General features: G+C 69.9%; 20 protein-coding genes. 14 read left to right on the top strand and 6 right to left on the bottom strand.

What is annotated here, in order from left to right:
• On the bottom strand, positions 1 to 539 hold a 539-nt coding region (locus ACWD3H_RS43800), incomplete at its 3' end, for a MaoC family dehydratase (RefSeq protein ID WP_451959224.1).
• A gap of 10 nt (positions 540 to 549) precedes the next feature.
• Positions 550 to 1,827: an acetyl-CoA hydrolase/transferase family protein gene (locus ACWD3H_RS43805; RefSeq protein ID WP_451959225.1), complete on the bottom strand. Its 1,278-nt coding sequence runs from the start codon at positions 1,825 to 1,827 to the stop codon at positions 550 to 552.
• Positions 1,828 to 2,026: 199 nt separating this feature from the next.
• Between ACWD3H_RS43805 and ACWD3H_RS43810 the strand changes: the two genes are divergently transcribed.
• From ACWD3H_RS43810 to ACWD3H_RS43870, 13 genes are all read left to right on the top strand, one after another.
• The gene (locus ACWD3H_RS43810; protein ID WP_451959226.1) at positions 2,027 to 2,914 is read left to right on the top strand and encodes a branched-chain amino acid ABC transporter permease; all 888 of its coding nucleotides are present in this window, start codon (positions 2,027 to 2,029) and stop codon (positions 2,912 to 2,914) included.
• 33 nt (positions 2,915 to 2,947) lie between these two features.
• Positions 2,948 to 3,847 (top strand): branched-chain amino acid ABC transporter permease, encoded by a 900-nt coding sequence (locus tag ACWD3H_RS43815; protein WP_355561753.1) that lies wholly within the window; start codon positions 2,948 to 2,950, stop codon positions 3,845 to 3,847.
• Positions 3,844 to 4,683 (top strand): ABC transporter ATP-binding protein, encoded by an 840-nt coding sequence (locus ACWD3H_RS43820; RefSeq protein WP_451959227.1) that lies wholly within the window; start codon positions 3,844 to 3,846, stop codon positions 4,681 to 4,683. The genes ACWD3H_RS43815 and ACWD3H_RS43820 overlap by 4 nt, the downstream gene beginning before the upstream one ends.
• Positions 4,625 to 5,344 (top strand): ABC transporter ATP-binding protein, encoded by a 720-nt coding sequence (locus ACWD3H_RS43825; protein ID WP_350911007.1) that lies wholly within the window; start codon positions 4,625 to 4,627, stop codon positions 5,342 to 5,344. Before ACWD3H_RS43820 ends, ACWD3H_RS43825 begins: the two co-directional genes overlap by 59 nt.
• A gap of 57 nt (positions 5,345 to 5,401) precedes the next feature.
• Positions 5,402 to 6,295 carry an SDR family NAD(P)-dependent oxidoreductase gene (locus ACWD3H_RS43830; RefSeq protein ID WP_355561757.1) on the top strand — a complete coding sequence of 298 codons (894 nt, stop codon included), beginning with the start codon at positions 5,402 to 5,404 and terminating at the stop codon, positions 6,293 to 6,295.
• 129 nt (positions 6,296 to 6,424) lie between these two features.
• Positions 6,425 to 7,687 carry an LLM class flavin-dependent oxidoreductase gene (locus ACWD3H_RS43835; protein WP_350911011.1) on the top strand — a complete coding sequence of 421 codons (1,263 nt, stop codon included), beginning with the start codon at positions 6,425 to 6,427 and terminating at the stop codon, positions 7,685 to 7,687.
• The gene (locus tag ACWD3H_RS43840; protein ID WP_451959228.1) at positions 7,684 to 8,502 is read left to right on the top strand and encodes an alpha/beta fold hydrolase; all 819 of its coding nucleotides are present in this window, start codon (positions 7,684 to 7,686) and stop codon (positions 8,500 to 8,502) included. Before ACWD3H_RS43835 ends, ACWD3H_RS43840 begins: the two co-directional genes overlap by 4 nt.
• Entirely contained in the window at positions 8,499 to 9,671 is a 1,173-nt protein-coding gene (locus tag ACWD3H_RS43845; protein ID WP_350951753.1) for an acyl-CoA dehydrogenase family protein, read from the top strand. The genes ACWD3H_RS43840 and ACWD3H_RS43845 overlap by 4 nt, the downstream gene beginning before the upstream one ends.
• A gap of 6 nt (positions 9,672 to 9,677) precedes the next feature.
• Positions 9,678 to 10,517 carry an SDR family NAD(P)-dependent oxidoreductase gene (locus ACWD3H_RS43850; protein WP_451959229.1) on the top strand — a complete coding sequence of 280 codons (840 nt, stop codon included), beginning with the start codon at positions 9,678 to 9,680 and terminating at the stop codon, positions 10,515 to 10,517.
• 9 nt (positions 10,518 to 10,526) lie between these two features.
• Positions 10,527 to 11,711: a thiolase family protein gene (locus ACWD3H_RS43855; RefSeq protein WP_355561769.1), complete on the top strand. Its 1,185-nt coding sequence runs from the start codon at positions 10,527 to 10,529 to the stop codon at positions 11,709 to 11,711.
• Between the two features lie 4 nt (positions 11,712 to 11,715).
• Positions 11,716 to 12,690 carry an amidohydrolase family protein gene (locus ACWD3H_RS43860; RefSeq protein ID WP_355561771.1) on the top strand — a complete coding sequence of 325 codons (975 nt, stop codon included), beginning with the start codon at positions 11,716 to 11,718 and terminating at the stop codon, positions 12,688 to 12,690.
• On the top strand, positions 12,687 to 14,243 hold the full coding sequence (locus tag ACWD3H_RS43865; protein WP_451959230.1) for a class I adenylate-forming enzyme family protein: 1,557 nt from the start codon (positions 12,687 to 12,689) through the stop codon (positions 14,241 to 14,243). The genes ACWD3H_RS43860 and ACWD3H_RS43865 overlap by 4 nt, the downstream gene beginning before the upstream one ends.
• On the top strand, positions 14,240 to 15,130 hold the full coding sequence (locus tag ACWD3H_RS43870) for an LLM class F420-dependent oxidoreductase (protein WP_451959231.1): 891 nt from the start codon (positions 14,240 to 14,242) through the stop codon (positions 15,128 to 15,130). Before ACWD3H_RS43865 ends, ACWD3H_RS43870 begins: the two co-directional genes overlap by 4 nt.
• Before the next feature lie 170 nt (positions 15,131 to 15,300).
• Here ACWD3H_RS43870 and ACWD3H_RS43875 read toward each other — a convergent pair whose 3' ends face one another.
• The 4 genes from ACWD3H_RS43875 to ACWD3H_RS43890 all read right to left on the bottom strand — a co-directional run bounded on the left by ACWD3H_RS43875 (position 15,301) and on the right by ACWD3H_RS43890 (position 17,341).
• The gene (locus tag ACWD3H_RS43875) at positions 15,301 to 16,131 is read right to left on the bottom strand and encodes a virginiamycin B lyase family protein (protein ID WP_451959232.1); all 831 of its coding nucleotides are present in this window, start codon (positions 16,129 to 16,131) and stop codon (positions 15,301 to 15,303) included.
• Positions 16,128 to 16,529, bottom strand: a complete 402-nt coding sequence (locus tag ACWD3H_RS43880) for a carboxymuconolactone decarboxylase family protein (RefSeq protein ID WP_350911027.1) — start codon at positions 16,527 to 16,529, stop codon at positions 16,128 to 16,130. The genes ACWD3H_RS43875 and ACWD3H_RS43880 overlap by 4 nt, the downstream gene beginning before the upstream one ends.
• Positions 16,526 to 16,933, bottom strand: coding sequence for a MerR family transcriptional regulator (locus ACWD3H_RS43885; protein WP_451959233.1), 408 nt, complete (start codon positions 16,931 to 16,933; stop codon positions 16,526 to 16,528). The genes ACWD3H_RS43880 and ACWD3H_RS43885 overlap by 4 nt, the downstream gene beginning before the upstream one ends.
• Positions 16,934 to 17,095: 162 nt before the next feature.
• The gene (locus tag ACWD3H_RS43890) at positions 17,096 to 17,341 is read right to left on the bottom strand and encodes a hypothetical protein (protein WP_451959234.1); all 246 of its coding nucleotides are present in this window, start codon (positions 17,339 to 17,341) and stop codon (positions 17,096 to 17,098) included.
• Between the two features lie 78 nt (positions 17,342 to 17,419).
• On the opposite strand from ACWD3H_RS43890, the gene ACWD3H_RS43895 reads away from it, so the two are divergent.
• Positions 17,420 to 17,941, top strand: coding sequence for a phospholipase (locus ACWD3H_RS43895; RefSeq protein ID WP_451959235.1), 522 nt, complete (start codon positions 17,420 to 17,422; stop codon positions 17,939 to 17,941).
• The last annotated feature ends 16 nt before the right edge of the window (positions 17,942 to 17,957 follow it).

The following is a 17,957-nucleotide window of genomic DNA, read 5'->3' on the forward strand; positions in this document are numbered from 1 at the left end:
CAAGCGGCTCTTCCAGGACGCGTTCGGCGCCCTGTGGGCCGGGCGGGTGGAGAGCAGGCCCGCGCGGTCTCGTCCTCGGGAGCGAAATTGACCAGCGCGGTCCGCCGGGCGCGGCAGACGACGGTGCCGTCCTGGTTGAGGCCCCGGTGCTCCAGCGTCACGATGCCCTGGCGGGGGCGTGAGGCGGAGGCCCGCTTGTCGATGATCTCGCTCTCGCAGTAGAGGGTGTCACCGATGAACACCGGCGCGGGGAAGGAGATCTCGCCGAAGCCGAGGTTGGCCACCGTCGTCTTCTGGGTGAGGTCGCCGACGCCGATCCCGCACACGATGCCCAGCGTGAGCAGGCTGTTCACCAGTCGCTGGCCGAACTCGCTCTCGGCCGAGCGGACCGCGTCCAGGTGCAGGGACTGGGCGTTCAGGGTGATGCTGCAGAACAGCACGTTGTCGGCCTCGGTGATGGTGCGGCCGGGCTCGTGCTTGAAGACGTCACCGACGTGCATCTCCTCGAAGTAGAGCCCGCGCCGGGTGTGTACGGTCACCGTTGATCCCTCATTTCGCTGTGGTCACTGCTCCGGACGCGGACATCAGTCCGGCCCGGTGGTCGGGGTGGGCGACGGAGGCGAGTGACTCCGCGCGCTCGGCCCGGGTCCTGCCGCGCAGCCAGGCGACGCCGTATTCGGTCACGACCACGTCGGGCGTGTGCCGGGGGACGGTCACCACCGCGTCGGACGCCAGCGCGGGGACGATCCTGCTGTGCTGGCCGTCGGCCGTCCTGGAGCCGATCGCGATGACGGACAGGCCGCCGGGCGACCCGTAGGCGCCCTCGACGAAGTCGATGCTGCCGCCGATCCCCGAGACCTGGATTCCGCGTACGGTCTCGGAGTTGACCTGGCCGAACAGGTCGACCTCGACGGCCGAGTTGACCGACACCACGCCGGGCAGGCCGCCCAGGTACCGGGGCGTGTGGCCGGTGCGGCTGTCGAAGACGCCGATCGCGGGGTTGCGGTCGGCGAAGTCCATCAGGATCCGGGTGCCCATGAGTTCCACCGCCGAGATCGCGGGGGAGGGCATCACGCTCAGCGGGCTGAGCACGCCGCGCTCGAAGAGCGCCACCATGGCGTCGGTCGCCATCCCGATGACCTGGGCGCCGCGCAGGTCACTGTGTGCCAGGCCGTGGATGAGGGACTCCGGGATCGAGCCGAGGCCGAACTGCAGCACGGGCCGCTCCGGCAGCAGGTCCAGGACGTGCGCCGCGATGCGGTCGCTGACCTCGTCGCGGGCCGCCTCGTGGAACTCGCACATCGGGGTGTCGGCCTCGACCAGCGCGGTGATCTCCGAGACGTGCAGGGTGGTGTCGCCGTACGTGCGGGGGACCAGCGGGTCGACCTCCGCGAGCACGACCCGCGCCCGCGTGACGGCGGCCCTGACATAGCTGGCGGACGGGCCCAGGCTGCAATACCCGTTCCGGTCCGGCGGCGACACCCGCACCAGCGCGGCGTCGGTGTTCCAGTGGTCGAGCAGGCCGGGGACGGCGGAGGCGCGGGTCGGCACGTACTCGCCGAACCCGGCGGCGACCGAGCGCCTGGCCGGGCCGTAGGGATGCCAGGTGAGGTAGCGCAGGTGGCCCTGCCGTACGGCGTCGAGGAACGGGTAGCCGCCCAGTTGGAGTCCTGAGTAGAGGGTGGGGGCGTGGAGCAGGTCCGCGGTCTCGCCCAGGGCGCGGAGCAGGGTCTCCGGCGTGCCACAGCCTGGGGCGCCCACGATGTGGGCGTTCTCCGGGAGCAGGCGGACGGCCTTTTCTGGTGGGAGCGTGCTGGGTGGTGGCATGGAAGCGCAGCCAATCGTCGTGCGGGGAGGCCGGCACAGAACGCGCGCCGAACCCGCGAGGGCACTCGCGCAACGCTTAACCGTAATGCCGCCGAGACTGTGAAGCAAGTGCTTGATTAACGTTGACATGGCAGGCGGGAGGCCGATAGCGTCAAGTAAAGCGAGCGCTTGATTTACGTTTCTCCTGGAGGAAGCGGTCGTGACACTCGTCATCCAACAACTCGTGAACGGCCTCGCCCTCGGAGCTGTCTATGCGCTGTTCGGCGTGGGGTTCGCGCTGATCCTCACAAAGATGGGCGTGCTGAACGTCGCCCACGGCACCTTCGCCACCTGGGGTGCCCTGGTGGCCTACCTCGCCGTGGTGGACCTGGGTCTGCCCTTCCCCCTGGCCCTGCTGGCGGGGGTGATGGCCGCCGGGCTCATCGGAGTTCTGGCGGACATCGTGGCCTTTGAACCGCTGCGTCGTCGCAATGCGGGCCATTTCGCACCGATCATCGCCAGCATCGGTGTGTGGATCATATTGCTCACCGCCGCGCAGGCGGTGAGCAAGGACTCCGCGACCAGCTTCCCCGACCGCGCGGTCCAGGCGAGCCCGATCCGGCTGGGGGACCTGGTGATCCTCCCGGCGCAGTTGCTCAACATCGTCGCCGCGCTGCTCGTGGCCATCGGGCTGCACCAGGCGCTCACCCGCACCCGGTTCGGCGCCGCGGTCCGCGCGGTCTCCGTCGACCCGAGGTCGGCCACCATCGTGGGGGTCAACTCGGCCCGCACGCTCCGGCTCGTCGCCTTCACCGCGGCCGCCATCGCCGGGCTCGCGGGTGTCCTGGCCGGTCTGTCCTCGAACAACGTCTCGTTCGACCTGGGCGAGGCGCTGCTGCTCAAGGGCTTCGCCGCGGTGGTCGTCGGGGGCTACGGGGACATCCGGGGGGCCACCCTGGCCGGTTTCATGATCGGCATCCTTGAGGTGGTCAGCGCCCAGTACATCTCCTCGGGCTTCCGCGACGCGATCACATTCGGCGTGCTGCTCGTCATCCTCGTGGTTCGCCCACAGGGGATGTTCGGCGAACGCCGACTGAGCCGCGCCTAGTCCACGCTTCATGGCTGAAGAGGTCGAGAGCACATGAACATCGCTGCCTGGAGCACGACTCTGCAGTTCGCGGGAGTCAGCGCGCTCTTCGCGCTCAGCATCTACGCCTCCCTGTGGACCGGCGTACTCAGCCTGGCGCCGGTCTTCTTCGGCGCGGTCAGCTCGTTCACCTTCGGATGGGCGGTGCTGACCTTCGGGCTGCCCCCGGTGGCGGGGATCGCCATCGGCGCCGTGGGCGGAGGGCTGCTGGGGATCCTCACCGCGTTCCTGGTCCTGCGGCTGGACAGCCACTACCTGGCGATGGCCACGATCGCGCTGGTCCTCATCGGCCGCGTCCTGGTGATCAACCTGGAGGGCTTCACCGGGGGCGCGGCCGGCATGCTGGTCCCCGGCGACCTGGGCACCTGGTTCTGGTGCCTCGGTTGCCTGGCGCTCGCCACCTTCGTGCTGGCCCGGCTGCGCGGCTCGCGCTTCGGGCTGGCGGCGTCCGCGGTACGGGAGGACCCGGCCGTGGCGCAGTCCCTGGGGATCGCTCCGCGTACCGTGCAACTGGTGGGCTTCGTGCTGTCCGGGGTGTTCGGCGGTGTCGCGGGCGTGCTCCAGTCGAGCTTCCTGCAGTACATCGGGCCGGACACGTTCTACACGCACATGGGCTTCGTCACCCTGGCCGCGGTGGTCCTCGGCGGGGCCTATCACTGGTTCGGCCCGGTCATCGGCGCCGTGGTCTTCACCGCTCTGCCCGAGCTGCTGCGCGGCCCGCTCGGCGAGTTCGACGACATCGTCACCGGCCTGCTGCTCATCCTCATCATCGTCTACCTGCCCCGCGGGCTGGTCGACCTACGGAGGTTCCGCATGCTGCGGAGGAGGCCGGGCGCCACATCCGAGACCGCGCACGAGAAGGCAATCGGCAAGGAGGCGGTGGTCCCCGAATGAGCACCATGCCGGTCCAGGACAGCCCCGGTGACGTCCTCGCGGTCGAGATCGAGGGCCTCGTCAAGACGTTCGGCGGCCTGCGCGCGGTGTCCGACGTGAACATGCGGGTTCCGCAGCGGAGCATCTACGGTCTGCTCGGCCCGAACGGGGCAGGCAAGACGACCGTCCTGAACATGATCAGCGGTTTCCTGTCGCCCGACAGCGGCGCGATCCGGGTGCACGGCAAAGAGACGCACGGCCTGGTCCCCTACCGGATCGCCCGCGAGGGTGTGGCGCGCACCTACCAGAACATCCGGCTCTTCCCCGGCATGACCGTCCTGGAGACGGTCGCCACCGGCGCGTACACCCGGCGGCGCTCCACCATCCTGGGCGCGATCACGCTGAGCCGCGCCGAGCGCAGGGAGCGGGCCGAGGTCAAGGAGAAGGCGCTCGGCCTGCTTGGGCAGGTGGGTGTCGAGGCATCCCCCGACGCGCTGGCCGAGACCCTCTCGTACGGCGAGCAGCGGCGGGTGGAGATCGCCAGGGCGCTCGCCACCGAGCCGAGGGTGCTCTTGCTCGACGAGCCGACCGCCGGCATGAACGACGCGGAGTCGCAGCAGATCGGCGAGCTGCTGCTGCGGCTCAGGGGCGAGGGCCTGACCCTGGTCCTGATCGAACACAATATGCGGCTCGTCGAGGAGTTCTGCGACGAGGTGACCGTCATGAACTCCGGCGCCGTGCTCGCCGTGGGCACCCTCGCCTGGTGCCTGGAACAACCCGATGTCAGGGAGGCCTACTTTGGCAAGCGATCCGATGCTCGGCGTATCGAGACTCTGCGCCGCGCACGGCGTGGTTGAGGCCGTCCGGAACGTCGACATCCAGGTGCCGAAGGGCGCGCTCGTCGCGCTGGTCGGGGCCAACGGGGCCGGCAAGACGACGACCTTGAACTCCATCGCCGGGCTGCACCGGCCGGCGTCGGGCACGGTCCTGGTCGGTGGCAAGGACGTCACCGGCTGGCCCTGCCACCGGCTCGTCCGGGCGGGCGTCGCCCTGGTTGCCGAGGGGCGCAGGATCGCCCCCTCGCTCACCGTGCTGGAGAACCTGGAGCTCGCGACGTACGCCAAGCGTAGAGACAAGGCCGACTTCCAGCAGCAGATCGATCGGGTCTACGACCTGTTCCCGGTCCTCGCCGCCCGGCGGACCCAGTACGCCGGGCTGATGAGCGGCGGGGAGCAGCAGATGCTGGCGGTGGGCAGGGCCCTGATGACCCGGCCCGATGTGCTGCTCCTGGATGAGCCGTCGATGGGGCTCGCCCCTTCGATCGTCGACGTCCTGTTCACCACCATCTCCACGCTGCACGAGACGGGCTCGACCATCCTGTTGGTCGAGCAGAACGCGGAGTTGGCGCTCGCCGTCAGCGACTACCTCTACGTCATGCACCGCGGCGCGATCGTCGCCGAGGGGGACCCGGACTCGCTCAGGTCGCGCCCCGAGGTCATGACCGCCCTGTTCGGTTAGGACATGACCCGGCCGGATCAGCGCCCCCATTCCACCTGGAGCCAAGGAGCCAACTCAGTGAGCGAAATCAGATTGGACGGGCAGGTCGCCGTCGTCACCGGCGCGGGCCGCGGGCTCGGCCGCGCGCACGCGCTCCTCCTCGCGGAGCGCGGAGCGGCCGTCGTGGTGAACGACGTCGGCGCGGCACTGGACGGCGCCGGCGCGGAGCTGACCCCCGCCGAGCAGGTGATCAAGGAGATCACCGAGGCGGGCGGGCGCGCGGTGGCCGACGCCACCGACATCAGCACCCCCGAGGGCGCCGCGCAGGTGGTCGCCCGCGCGGTCGAGACCTTCGGCCGGCTGGACATCCTGGTCAACAACGCCGGGATCCTGCGCGACAGGACGATGGCCAAGCTGAGTCCGGCCGAGGTGGACCCGGTGCTCGCGGTCCACCTGGGCGGGACCGTGTGGATGACGAAGGCCGCCTGGCCGCTCTTCACCGAGCAGCGGTACGGGCGGATCATCAACACCACCTCCGCCGCTGGCCTGTTCGGCAACTTCGGTCAGACGGCCTACGCGGCGGCCAAGGCGGGCATCATCGGCGTCACCAAGACGCTGGCCCTGGAGGGCGCCCGCCACGGCATCCAGGTCAACGCCATCGAGCCGGGCGCGCGCACCCGGATGACCGAGGACCTGCTCGGCGACCTGGCCGACAGCCTCGACCCCGCGCTGGTCTCGCCCCTGGTGGTCTGGCTCGCCGACCGGGAGTGCACGGTGAGCGGTGAGGTGTACAACGTCGGCGGCGGGCGCGTGGCGCGGGTGGTCGTCGCCCAGGCGCCGGGCTACTTCTCCCGCTCGGTGTCGCCCGAGGAGATCCGCGACAACTGGCACCAGGTCAACGATCTGGCGGATCTGTCCGTCATCGAGGACTTCAAACAGGAGCTCGACCTGCTGGTACGGCGGCTCTCCTGACCCACCCGATCCCGCCGGAGCAGGCGGCCGCGCCCAAATAGTAAAGCAAGCGTTTGATTTATAAAGCAAGCGTTTGATAAGCTCCGGGCGGGCTGAACTCTCCGGCCAACTCACTGCAGAAGGACAAGCGTGAAGTTCACTTACTTTCACCTGATGCCCTTTGACGGGCTTCCTGAGGACTTCGCTCAGAAACACCGGAGCGTCTGGGTGGACATCGACCCGCGCCTCATGGATGTGCAGCGGATCCACCATCTCTACAACGACTACCTGGACGAGCTTGAGCACGCGGCGCGAATGGGCTTCGACGCGATCGGCGTCAACGAGCACCACAGCAACGCCTACGGCCTGATGTCGAGCCCGAACATGATGGCCGCCTCGCTGGCCCGCCGCACCGCCGACACCGACGCGAAGATCCTGGTCATGGGTGACGCGGTGCCGCTGTACAACCCGCCCATCCGGATCGCCGAAGAGCTCGCCATGCTCGACGTGATCAGCGGCGGCCGGCTCATCACCGGGTTCCCGCTCGGCAGCAGTCAGGACACCAACTACGCCTACGGCATCAAGCCCGCCACCGTGCGCGAGCGGTACTACGAGGGCTTCGAGCTGATCCTCAAGGCATGGCAGTCCCAGGAGGTGTTCAGCCACAACGGCCGGTTCACCAAGCTGCGCTACGTCAACCCCTGGCCCAAGCCGCTCCAGCAGCCGCACCCGCCCATCTGGGTGCCCGGCAGTGGCTCCCTGGAGACCATGGACTTCGCCATCAGGCGCGAGTTCCCGTTCTTCTTCCTCTCCTACTTCGGCACCGAGTTCTCCAGCTCGATGCTGCGCCGTTTCTGGGACCGCGCCGAGGCCGCCGGCGTCGACGACAACCCGTACCGGGTGGGCATGTTCCAGCCGATCCTGGTCGCCGACACCGACGAGGAGGCCAAGCGCCTCTACGCCGACCACGTGAAGTACTTCTACCGCCGGTGCACCCACACCTACCCGGGCTTCGCCGAGGCTCCCGGCTACAAGAGCGTCGAGTCCCTCGCCGCGGTGCTCCCGCCCCCGGGTGCGAAGTCGACCGCCAGGCCGGACAGCTTCCGGGCGGCGAAGGAGTACGAGTGGGAGGACTTCGTCGACCTCGGCATCATCATCGCGGGCAGCCCCAGCACGGTCAGGGAAAAGCTGGAGCACTTGTCGACCACGATGCGCATCGGCAACTGGATCGCCCTGATGCACATCGGCGACATGCCGCGTGACAAGGCGATGAACAACATCGAGCTGTTCGCCACCAAGGTGGCGCCCGGCCTGTCCGGGGTCTTTTCCGATTACGAGCACAGATGGTGGCCCAAGCCGATCCCCGGCTTCGAGCCGGCGCAGGTGGCTCCCGTGAAGGCGGTGGCGAAGTGAGCATCCGGCACGACTTCGAGGGCCCGCACCAGGGCGACCTCACGATCGTCGACGAGTACGGCACGGTCGACGGCCCCGTTCTGGTCTACCTGCACAGCGAGTGGGGGGCGTTCGAGGAGCCCCCGCTCTCCGGCGAGCTGCTGGAGACCGGCCGGGTCCTCGTCGTCCACCTGCCAGGCTGGGGTGCCTCCACCTCGGTCCGCCCCGCCTCCAGCCTCGCCGACATGGCCCTGGCCGTCTGGTGGGCGCTGGACCGGCTGGAGACCGGCACCGTTCGCCTGGTCGGGCACGGCATCGGGGCCACGCTGGCCGCCGAGATGGCCGCGGCCCAGCCCGGCCGCGTCGAGTCCCTCGCGCTGATGGCGCCGTGGGGCATGTTCGACGAGGCCGACCCCGGAGCCGACATGTTCGCGCTGCTGCCCCGGGACCTCGCCCCGCTGGTCTACACCGACCCGAACGGCCCGGTCGCCGCCGCGCACCTGCCGAAGCCCGCCGACGCCCACGAGGCCGGGCTGGCCGTCATCCGCCGGGTCCAGGTGCTGGGCGCCGCGAGCAACTACCTGTTCCCCATCCCGGACACCGGGATCGCCGAACGGCTCTACCGGCTCGCCGACATACCGGTGCTGCTGCTCTGGGGCGCGCAGGACGGCGTGGTGCCGTCCTCCCTCGCCGGCCAGTGGACCGAGCACCTGCCGCACGCGCGCAGCGTGGTCATCCAGGACGCCGCGCACATGCTCCCCTACGAGTCCGCCGACGCGCGCAAGCTCATCCTGGAGTTCACCGGCGCCGCGAACCCGTCGGCCAGGTCGGCATGAGGCGTGAGTACGCCGACCCCGACCACGAGCTGATCGCCTCCGCGATCCGCGACCGGTGCGCCGAGTTCACCGATGAGTACTGGGCCTCCTGCGACCAGGAACACCGCTTCCCGTGGGAGTTCTTCAACGCCATGGCGGAGGGCGGCTGGCTCGGGATCGCGCTGCCGGAGGAGTACGGCGGCGCGGGCCGGGGCGTCACCGAGGCGGCGATCCTGCTGCGCGAGGTCGCCGCGTCCGGGGCGGCCATGAACGGCTGCACGGCGCTGCACATGAACCTCTTCGGGCTGCAGCCGGTGCTCAAGTTCGGCAACGAGCGGCTCAAGAAGACGTTCCTGCCCCCGTCGGCCGAGGGCAGGCTGCATGTCGCCTTCGCGGTCACCGAGCCGGACGCCGGCACCGACACCTCCCGGATCAAGACGATGGCCGAGCGCGACGGCGACGGCTGGGTGATCTCCGGCCAGAAGATCTGGACGAGCAAGGCGCTGGAGTCCGACGTCGCGCTGATCCTGGCCCGCACCTCCCCCGCGCCCGACGAAGGGCGGCGCCGGTTCGAGGGCCTCAGCCTGTTCCTGATCGACCTGGACCGCGACCACGTCGACATCCGGCCCATTCCCAAGGTGGGCAGGAATGCCGTCGCCAGCTGCGAGACCTTCTACGACCGGCTACCGGTGGAGGGCTGGCGCCTGGTCGGCGAGGAGGGCAAGGGTTTCAAACACATCCTGTCCGGCATGAACCCCGAGCGGATCCTGATCGCCGCCGAGGCCATCGGGATCGGCTACGCGGCACTGCGCCGCGCCACCGAATACGCCAAGGTGCGCGAGGTCTTCGACCGGCCGATCGGCAGCAACCAGGCCATCAGCCACCCGCTCGCCGACGCCTACGCGCGCCTTGAGGCCGCCTGGCAGATGACCATGGTGGCGGCGGGCCGCTATGACGCGGACCTTTCCTGCGGCGCCGAGGCGAACATCGCCAAATATCTGGCCGCGCAGGCCGGGTACGACGCCGCCGACCGGGCCGTACAGACCCACGGCGGGCTGGGGTACGCGCACGAGTTCCACGTCGAGCGCTACTGGCGCGAGGCACGGATCATGCGGCTGGCTCCGGTCAGCCAGGAGATGTCCCTCAACTTCATCGCGCAGCAGGTCCTCGGTCTGCCGCGCAGCTACTGAGCCGTGATGGCTGGAACAGGGGGGAAGGTGTCGATCCAGGGCCGGCTGGCCGGCCGGGTCGCGTACGTGCTCGGCGGCGGCAGCCACGGGCCGGCGCGTCCCGGGGAGTCGTTCCCGATGGGCAACGGCAGGGCGATCGCCCTGCGCCTGGCCGCCGAGGGCGCCACCGTCGTGGTCGGTGACATCGACCTCGGCCGGGCCCAGGCGACCGTGGACGCGCTGGCCGTCCCCGGCCTCGCGGTCGAGGTGGACGCCGCCGACGCGGAGTCCTGCACGGCGGCCGTGGCGGCGGCGCTCGGCACCTATCACCGGCTCGACGTCGTCGTGTGCAACGTCGGCGTCTCGGGCCGGGAGCCGATCAAGGCACAGAGCGTTCCGGAGTGGGAACGCTCCGAGACGGTCAACGTCCGGTCGCACTGGCTCACCGCCCAGGCGGCGCTGCAGCCGATGCTCGATCGATCGCAGGGCTCGTTCGTCTTCGTCGGCTCCACCGCCGGCCTGCTGAGCAGCCGCCGCTCCCTGTCCTACGAGGCCACCAAGGCGGCACAGCTCGCCGTCATGCGGCACATCGCCGTCCGGTACGCCGCGCGCGGCATCCGCTCCAACGCGGTCGTGCTCGGCAACATCGACTCGGCGCTGGTCCGGCGCGAGTTCGGCGAGGACCCCACCTCCGCACGCGCCGCCGTGGTCCCCATGGGCCGCGAGGGCCGTCCCGAGGAGGCCGCCGCCGCCGTCGCCTTCCTCGCCTCCGACGACGCCGGCTATGTCACCGGCCAGAGCCTGATCGTCGACGGCGGCGTCAGCGCGGCCTGGCCCACCCCACCGTCCGCCCTACAGAGGGGATAGACGACTCTCATGCAGAGCGACGCAGTAATCCGCGGGGTCGGCATGACCCCGTTCGGCAAGTTCCTCGGCTCCTCGATGAAGGACCTGGGCAGGGCGGCGGTCAACGCCGCACTGGACGACGCCGGTGTCCGGGTCGGTGACATCCAGGCCGTGTTCTTCGCCAACGCGCTCGCCGGCCTCATCACCGGTCAGGAGTGCATCAGAGGCGAGACCGTCACCTACCCCCTGGGGTTCGGCACGATCCCGGTGCACAACGTGGAGAACGCGTGCGCCTCCGGGGGCAACGCCCTGCACCTCGCCTGGATGGCGGTCGCCTCGGGGATGTACGACACCGTGCTCGCGCTGGGCGTGGAGAAGGCCAACCACGAGGACCGCGTCCGCACCTTCAGCGCGTTCGGCTCGGGTATGGACGTCGAGGACGGCTTCGCGGTGGGCGACGACGCCGGGCAGGATCGCAGCCCGTTCGTCGACCGCCAGGCGCGCCTCGCGCGGACACTCTTCGAAGACCGCGGCGTGACCATGGAGGGCCTCGCCAGGGTGGCTTCGCGGTCGCTGGAGAACGCCCGGCTCAACCCGATGGCCCACCGCAGGTTCGGTGGATCACCCCAGGACGTGCTGCAGGCCCGTGTCGTGGTCGACCCGATCACCGTGCTGATGAGCTCCCCGATCAGCGACGGCGCCGCGGCCGTCGTGGTCACCCGGCGCCCGGACCCCGAGCGCTCGGGCCGCGACGTCAGGATCCTCGCCTCCCGGATCGCCACCCGCCCGCCCAAGGGTCTGGCGGGCGCCCCCGGCGCGGCGAAGGCCGCGGGCCTGGCGGCGTACGAGCAGGCGGGGCTCGGTCCCGGTGACATCGACTTCGTCGAGGTGCACGACGCGTCCGTCGCGTACGAACTGCTCACCTGGAGCGAGCTGGGGCTCTGCGAGCCCGGCCAGGAGCAGGAATGGGCGATGAAGGGCGGTACCGAGCGCTCCGGGGCCATGCCGGTGAACGCCTCCGGCGGCCTCGTCGGCCGGGGACACGCCCTGGGCGCCAGCGGGCTCGCCCAGGTCTTCGAGCTCACCCAGCAGATCCGCGGCGAGGCGGGCGACCGTCAGCTGCCCCGGGCCCGGGTGGGCCTGGCCCAGATCGGCGGCGGTGTCATCGACTGGGAGACCGCCGTCTCCTCCGTGCACATCCTCGCCGGGGCGTGACCCGTTGCCCGGCACCCCCCTTGTGGTCGACGGCCACATGCACATCCTGGACGCGTCCTGGCTGCCCGAAGGGCTCCGCAGGGCGTGGGCGCGGCAGGCCGCGGGGCGCACCCACCCCGAGCGGGACCCCGCGGACATCTTCTGCCGCGTCGGGAAGGGGCAGAGCGACCCGGACGGCTCGCTGACCATCGCCGCCTTCGACACCGCCGGGGTGGCCGCCGGGGTCATGCCGGTCGTGGACTGGACGATCGTGGGCCGCCCCGCGGGGGAGCACCTGCCCATCCGCGACCTGCACGCCCGCTGCCAGTCTCTGGCCGACGCGGCGCCCGGCAGGCTCTTCTTCTGCGCGGGCATCGACCCGCGACACCCCGACGCCGCGCAGATCCTGGAGCACGCGGCCGGGATGGGGAACTGCCGCGGCGTGAAGCTCTACCCGGCGGCGGGCTGGGCGCTGGCCGATCCGGCCCATTCCTGGCTGTTCGAGCGGCTCGTCGAGATGGGCCTGCCCGCCGTCGTCCACACCTCGCCACTGGGCGGTGACCCGCTGCAGACCGTACGCTCGCGGCCCGCCGAGGTGGCCGCGCTGCTGGCCAGGTACCCCACGCTGACCGTCGTCTTCGCGCACGCGGGCATCGAGGCATGGTGGGCGGAGGCGCTCGACTCGGCCACCGGGTGGCAGCGGGCCTATCTGGAGCTGTCGCTGTGGCAGCGGTGCGCGTTCGCCGACTACGCCGAGTTCCGCAGGCGGGTCGCCAGGATGCGGTCCCAGCTGGGGGCGCACCGGCTTGTCTTCGGCTCCGACATCATCCGCGGCACCAAGGAGGACCCCCGGGGCGAGGAGCTCGTGACCTGGATCGATAGGGTCATCAGCCTCGCGGAGCCGTTCGGGGGAGAGCCACCGGTGCTGTCCGCGGAGGAGCTGGCTCTGTTTTTGGCCGCTAACGCGGTCCGTGTTTTCGATCTCAGGGAGCTTTCATGAGCGACACGATGGGAGAGGTCTTCGAGAAGGCCGGCAGGCGCTTCGCCGCACGCGTCGCGGTCGAGTCGCAGGGCACCGGCCGGACCTTCGCCGAGGTTCTGGAGGCGGGCAGACGGCTGGCCAACGCGCTGCGCGACCGCGGGCTGGAGCCGGGGACCCACGTGGCCGCGCTCCTGGAGAACCGGATCGAGTCCCTTGAGATCTACGTCGGGCTGGCCCTCGGCGGCTACCCCGTGGTGCACGTCAACGACCGGCTGACCGCCGACGAGATCGACTACGTGCTCACCGACTCCGGGGCGCAGGCCCTCGTGCACACCGACGGGGTCGCCGCCACGGTGCGGCGGACCCGGTCGGCATCGAGGCTCAAGGCGTGGTTCGCCGTCGGCTCCACCCTCCCCGACGGCGCCGAGTCCTACTCCGAGGCGTTGCGGCGGGCGAGCGACGCGCCGCTGCCGCACACCGCCGCCCCGGAGGACATCGCCATCATCGGCTACACCAGCGGTACCACGGGTTTCCCCAAGGGGGCGCTCGCCTCGCACCGCGCCGTGGTGGGCTGCACCAAACTGGTGCCCTACGCCTATCGGCTCCCGCTGCACGGGCACTGCGCGTTTCCCGGCGCCTGGTCTTTCGTGTCGGGCATCTGGGGCGTCATCTTCCCGCACTTCTACACGGGTGGCACGGTCTCCTTCATCCCGGGCGCCACCCCCGAGGAGTGGGGCAGGCACATGGTGGAGCGCGGCTCGACCTTCACCCTGGGCCTCACGCCACTGATCCCCGGCCTGCTCGAAGCGCTGCGCCTGTACCCCGAGGTGCTCGACACCCTGCAGACCGTGCTGCACTCCGGTGGCCCGCTCCCGCCGGAGCTGGCCGGCGAACTGGTGGACGTGATCGGCGACCGGCTGGTGGAGACGTGGGGCATGACCGAGGTCGTCGGCCCGATCACCATCACCAACCGCCAGGACTGGACCGGCCGAACCCAGGCCAAGGACATCTTCGCCTCGGTGGGCCGTCCGCTGCCGACGGCCACGGTCCGGGTGGTGGACAGCGATCGCAAACCCGTCCCCGTGGGCCAGGTCGGCGAGCTCGCCATCGAGTGCGACACCATGTTCTCCGGGTATCACGGGAGGCCGGAGAAGACCGCGGAGGTGCTCGTGAACGGCGAGTACTTCACCGGCGACCTGGGCTACCAGGACGAGGCCGGCTATTTCTACGTCACCGGGCGTTCCCAGGAGCTGATCATCAGCGGCGGCGCGAACGTGTACCCGGCGGAGGTCGAGCGGGTTCTGCTGTCCATGGACGAGGTCGCGGACTCGGCGGTGTTCGGCCTGCCCGACGACCGGTGGGGCGAGGCCGTCTCGGTCGCCATCGTGGTCCGGAAGGGGCACACCCTCACCGAGTCGCAGGTCGTCGAGTACGTCCGGGAGCGACTCGCCGGATACAAGAAGCCGCAGAAGATCTTCTTCGTGGACGAGCTGCCCCGCAACTCCAGCATGAAGATCATGAAGCATGTGCTGCGCGACTCGTTCTTGAACAGCGAAGGGACCGCATCGTGAAGATCGGCATCAGTGAGTGGTACCCGGGAGCCGGCCACCGAGCCGGACGCTGGTCCATCGAGTCGGCCCAGCTCATCGAGGAACTCGGCTTCAACTCGGTCTGGCTTCCCGAGCACGTCGTCTTCATGCCGCGCTACGACTCCAGGTACCCGTACGAGGAGTCGGGCGCGACCGAGGTCAACGCCACCCGGGGGGTGCACGACCCGCTCGTCCTGGCCGGCGCGATCGCCGCCGCCACCGAGCGTGTCCGCATCGGCACGTACGTGATGGTGGTCCCGCAGCGCAACCCGATCGTCACCGCCCGGCAGATCGCCAGCGTCGACCAGCTCTCCAACGGCCGGTTCAGCGTCGGCGTCGGTGTCGGCTGGTCGGCCGAGGAGTACGCGGTGCTGGATGTGCCGTTCGAGCGCCGCGGCGCGCGCATGGACGAGTACCTGCGCGTGATGAAGGCGACCTGGGCCGAGGACGAGCTGACCGAGTTCCACGGCGAGTTCGTTGACTTCCCGCCGCTCTACGCCTTCCCCAAGCCGGCGCAGCGCCCGCACCCCCCGATCATCGTCGGCGGCAACAGTCCGGCCACGCTGCGCCGCATCGTGGAGCTGGGCGACGGATGGGCCGGCTACAGCCAGAGCTACGACGACATCGCCCGCTTCACCGAGGAACTGGAGAAGCGCCTGACGGCCGCGGGGCGCAGCCGTGCCGAGGTCTCCCTGCGCGTCGGCCGGCGGGCCAAGGGGAAGACGGAGAAGGACTGGGAGGACGACGCCGTATACATCCGCCGCTGTGCCGAGCTGGGGCTCGACGAGGTCGTGGTCTCCCCGCGCATCGGCGACGAGAACTACGAGCGCGACATGACCCGCTACGCCGAGATCGTCGGCCTCCGCTAGGGCGGGGAGTGCCGACTTGACGGCTCTGGCACGCCTGCGGATCCTCCGGCCCCTCCCACCTGGGACCGGCTTCGGTGATCACGGGAGGCAGGGATCGGTGACGCCCGGTGCCGGCCACACGGACACGTACAGGTCCGGAGCGGTCTGAGAGGCGCGCTCCACCGGGTGCCTCAGCCGCGCGGCACCCGGTGGAGCGCGCCGTCTCCCCAGGCCGCCGCGTACAGCTCGCCGTTGAAGGCCAGTCCCACCGGCGAGTTCAACCCGGACGCCACCGTCACCGCGGTGCCGTCGGATTCCACCCGTTTGATCTCGCCCGCCGCCCGATCCGTGACGAACAGCCGGTTGGCGTCGTCGACGGCCATCCCGACACCCAGCCCCTCGAAGTCGCTGGAGTGCGTGACCACTTCGCCGTCCCCGCCGATCCGGGACAGCACGCCGCCGACATAGTTGGAGACGAAGATCGTGCCCTGCGCGTCCTCGACCACCCCGACCGGAGTGTCGAACCCTCCCGCCACCCGGCTGACCTGGCCTGAGGGGGTGACCCGCATGATCTCGTCACTGGCCCGGTTGCAGACCAGCAGGTTTCCGGCGGAGTCGAAGCCGATACCGGTCGGCGTGTGGAATCCGGTCGCGAACTCCCGCTTCTCGCCCGCCTGGGTGACCTGGTAGACGACGTCGTCGGAGTAGCCGGCGACGTACAGGTTCCCCGCCTCGTCGACGGCCAGACCCGCGGGGGATTCCACCTCGGCGACGGTTGACCGGTTCCCGTCGGGCGTGATGCGCTCGACCGTTCCGCCCGACCAGTTGGACACGTACACGGCACCGGCGCGGTCGAAGGCGATTCCGGTCGGTGCTGAGAAGTCCGTGTACAGAGCCGTGGCGGGCGCGACCGGGTCTGGGCTGGAGGCCGGGGGCAGGGCCGCGGGCGTCTGGCCGCCTCCGTCCGCGCATGCCGTGGTGGTCAGCAGTACCCCCGCGAGAGCCACGACGACCGCCCTCATGGCGCCGCCACCGGCAGCAGCCGCCGCTCGGCGAAGACGCGTTTGGCGACGGACACGGCGTTGAGAGCCTTGGGGAAACCGCAGTACACCGCGCTGTGGATCAGCGCTTCGACGATCTCGGTGGCGGACAGGCCCACGTTCAACGCCGCGTTGATGTGCACCTCCAGTTGCGCCTCGCAGCCGCCCAGCGCCGTGAGCATGCCGAGGGTGACCAACTGGCGCTGGTCGGGGCGCAGGCCGGGACGGGAGTAGACCTCGCCGAAGCCGTAGGCCACGATGTGCCGGGCCAGATCGGGGGCGATGTCGCGCAGCGAGTCGATGACCCTGGCGCCCGCTTCCCCGTCGACCGCGTTGAGGACCTCCAGGCCGTGCCGGTAGCGGGCCTCTGCTCCGTTCACTGCTCCTCCAACAGGTTCCGGTAGTGGGAGATCTTCCTGTCCAGCGCGCGCAGGTTCGCCCGAAGGTCACGGATGCGCCGGTCGACGACCTGGCGGTGCTCGCTCAGCAGGTCCAGCCGAGCGGGCACACTCTCGTTCCCCAGCCGGCGCAGGTCGGCGAAGAGCCGCATGTCGGCGATCGACATGCCGGTGTCGCGCAGCCGGAGCAGGAAGGCGAGCCAGTCCAGATCGGCGGCCGCATAGCGGCGGACCCCCGCGGGAGTGCGCCGTACGGCGTCGATCAGTCCGGCCTTCTCGTAGTAGCGCAGGGTGTCGGCCGACAGGCCCGTCCTGCGGGCCACCTCCGCGATCGGCAGGGTCTCCACCTGAGTGTCGGCGACAGGCGGTTCCGATGTCGCTTTCATGTGAACGAGGCTAGGACTTGGAGCGCGCTCCACCGCAAGCATGGCTGTGAACTGCGCGGACCTGCTTTTCTGCCGAGGTCATGGCGTACCGAATGCCGTTGAAATCGCCTTCGCAGGCCAGAAGCAGTACATCTTCTTGTTTGACGACCACGTGGCGGATCCTCATGCGGCGAGTTCCTTCGCGGCGGCACGGGTCTCGTCCAGCAGGACCACGAGATCGTCCTCGGTGGTGGCCGGGGGGAGGACGCAGGCGCGCAGTGCCGCCGTTACCCCCGGGCCGCCGCGAACAGGGGCACACCCCTGTGATTCGGCCTTTCGAAACACGCCATTACAGGATGTTGTAATTCTTGTAAAGAGCGATCGTTTACGAACACCCATGCCGATCTTGACGAAGATCCGTTCCGGCATATCAGGTTATTTCGTTTCATTGTTAGGCGATGGCAGAAGCCTGCCATGAGAGGCATCCCCCAGACAAAGGCAGAGCCCATGGTCAAACGAGCCCTCGCAGCCGTCGCCCTCTCCCTCGTCACATTACTCGGATTAACGCTGCCCGCCTACGCGGTGACACTGCAGCAAAAGCTCGCCGCACTTTCCGGTTTCAGCCAGCCCACGACGTCCAGCGCCGCCAGCTGGCGCTCTGCCTGGCAGAACCAGGCGGGCTGGGCGGACTACGCCTTCGACTGGTCGACCGACCTCTGTTCGAGCAGCCCCGACCAGCCACTCGGCTTCGACTTCAGAATGCCGTGCCGACGTCACGACTTCGGCTACCGCAACTACAAGGCGGTGAGCCAGTTCCCGGCGAACAAGGCGCGCATCGACGACGCGTTCTACTTCGATATGAAGCAGGTTTGCGCGGGATATTCCACCATCCCCAGGAACACCTGCAACGGCCTCGCGTGGACCTATTACCAGGCGGTCAGGGAATTCGGCACCCTCAACGTCACCGAGGCGCAGATCGAACGAATCCGCCAGGCCGCCGAGCAAGCCGCCCAGACCACCGAGATGTGACCCGTCCCCGCGGGAT

The sequence above is a fragment of the Streptosporangium sp. NPDC002607 genome (assembly GCF_053592655.1).

Bases quoted from the DNA above. Each gene is read 5' to 3' on its own strand.
- ACWD3H_RS43805 (WP_451959225.1), bottom strand. From the start codon at position 1,827: ATGCCACCACCCAGCACGCTCCCACCAGAAAAGGCCGTCCGCCTGCTC.
- ACWD3H_RS43815 (WP_355561753.1), top strand. From the start codon at position 2,948: ATGAACATCGCTGCCTGGAGCACGACTCTGCAGTTCGCGGGAGTCAGC.
- ACWD3H_RS43820 (WP_451959227.1), top strand. From the start codon at position 3,844: ATGAGCACCATGCCGGTCCAGGACAGCCCCGGTGACGTCCTCGCGGTC.
- ACWD3H_RS43845 (WP_350951753.1), top strand. From the start codon at position 8,499: ATGAGGCGTGAGTACGCCGACCCCGACCACGAGCTGATCGCCTCCGCG.
- ACWD3H_RS43850 (WP_451959229.1), top strand. From the start codon at position 9,678: ATGGCTGGAACAGGGGGGAAGGTGTCGATCCAGGGCCGGCTGGCCGGC.
- ACWD3H_RS43855 (WP_355561769.1), top strand. From the start codon at position 10,527: ATGCAGAGCGACGCAGTAATCCGCGGGGTCGGCATGACCCCGTTCGGC.
- ACWD3H_RS43865 (WP_451959230.1), top strand. From the start codon at position 12,687: ATGAGCGACACGATGGGAGAGGTCTTCGAGAAGGCCGGCAGGCGCTTC.
- ACWD3H_RS43875 (WP_451959232.1), bottom strand. From the start codon at position 16,131: ATGAGGGCGGTCGTCGTGGCTCTCGCGGGGGTACTGCTGACCACCACG.
- ACWD3H_RS43885 (WP_451959233.1), bottom strand. From the start codon at position 16,933: ATGAAAGCGACATCGGAACCGCCTGTCGCCGACACTCAGGTGGAGACC.
- ACWD3H_RS43890 (WP_451959234.1), bottom strand. From the start codon at position 17,341: ATGCCGGAACGGATCTTCGTCAAGATCGGCATGGGTGTTCGTAAACGA.
- ACWD3H_RS43895 (WP_451959235.1), top strand. From the start codon at position 17,420: ATGGTCAAACGAGCCCTCGCAGCCGTCGCCCTCTCCCTCGTCACATTA.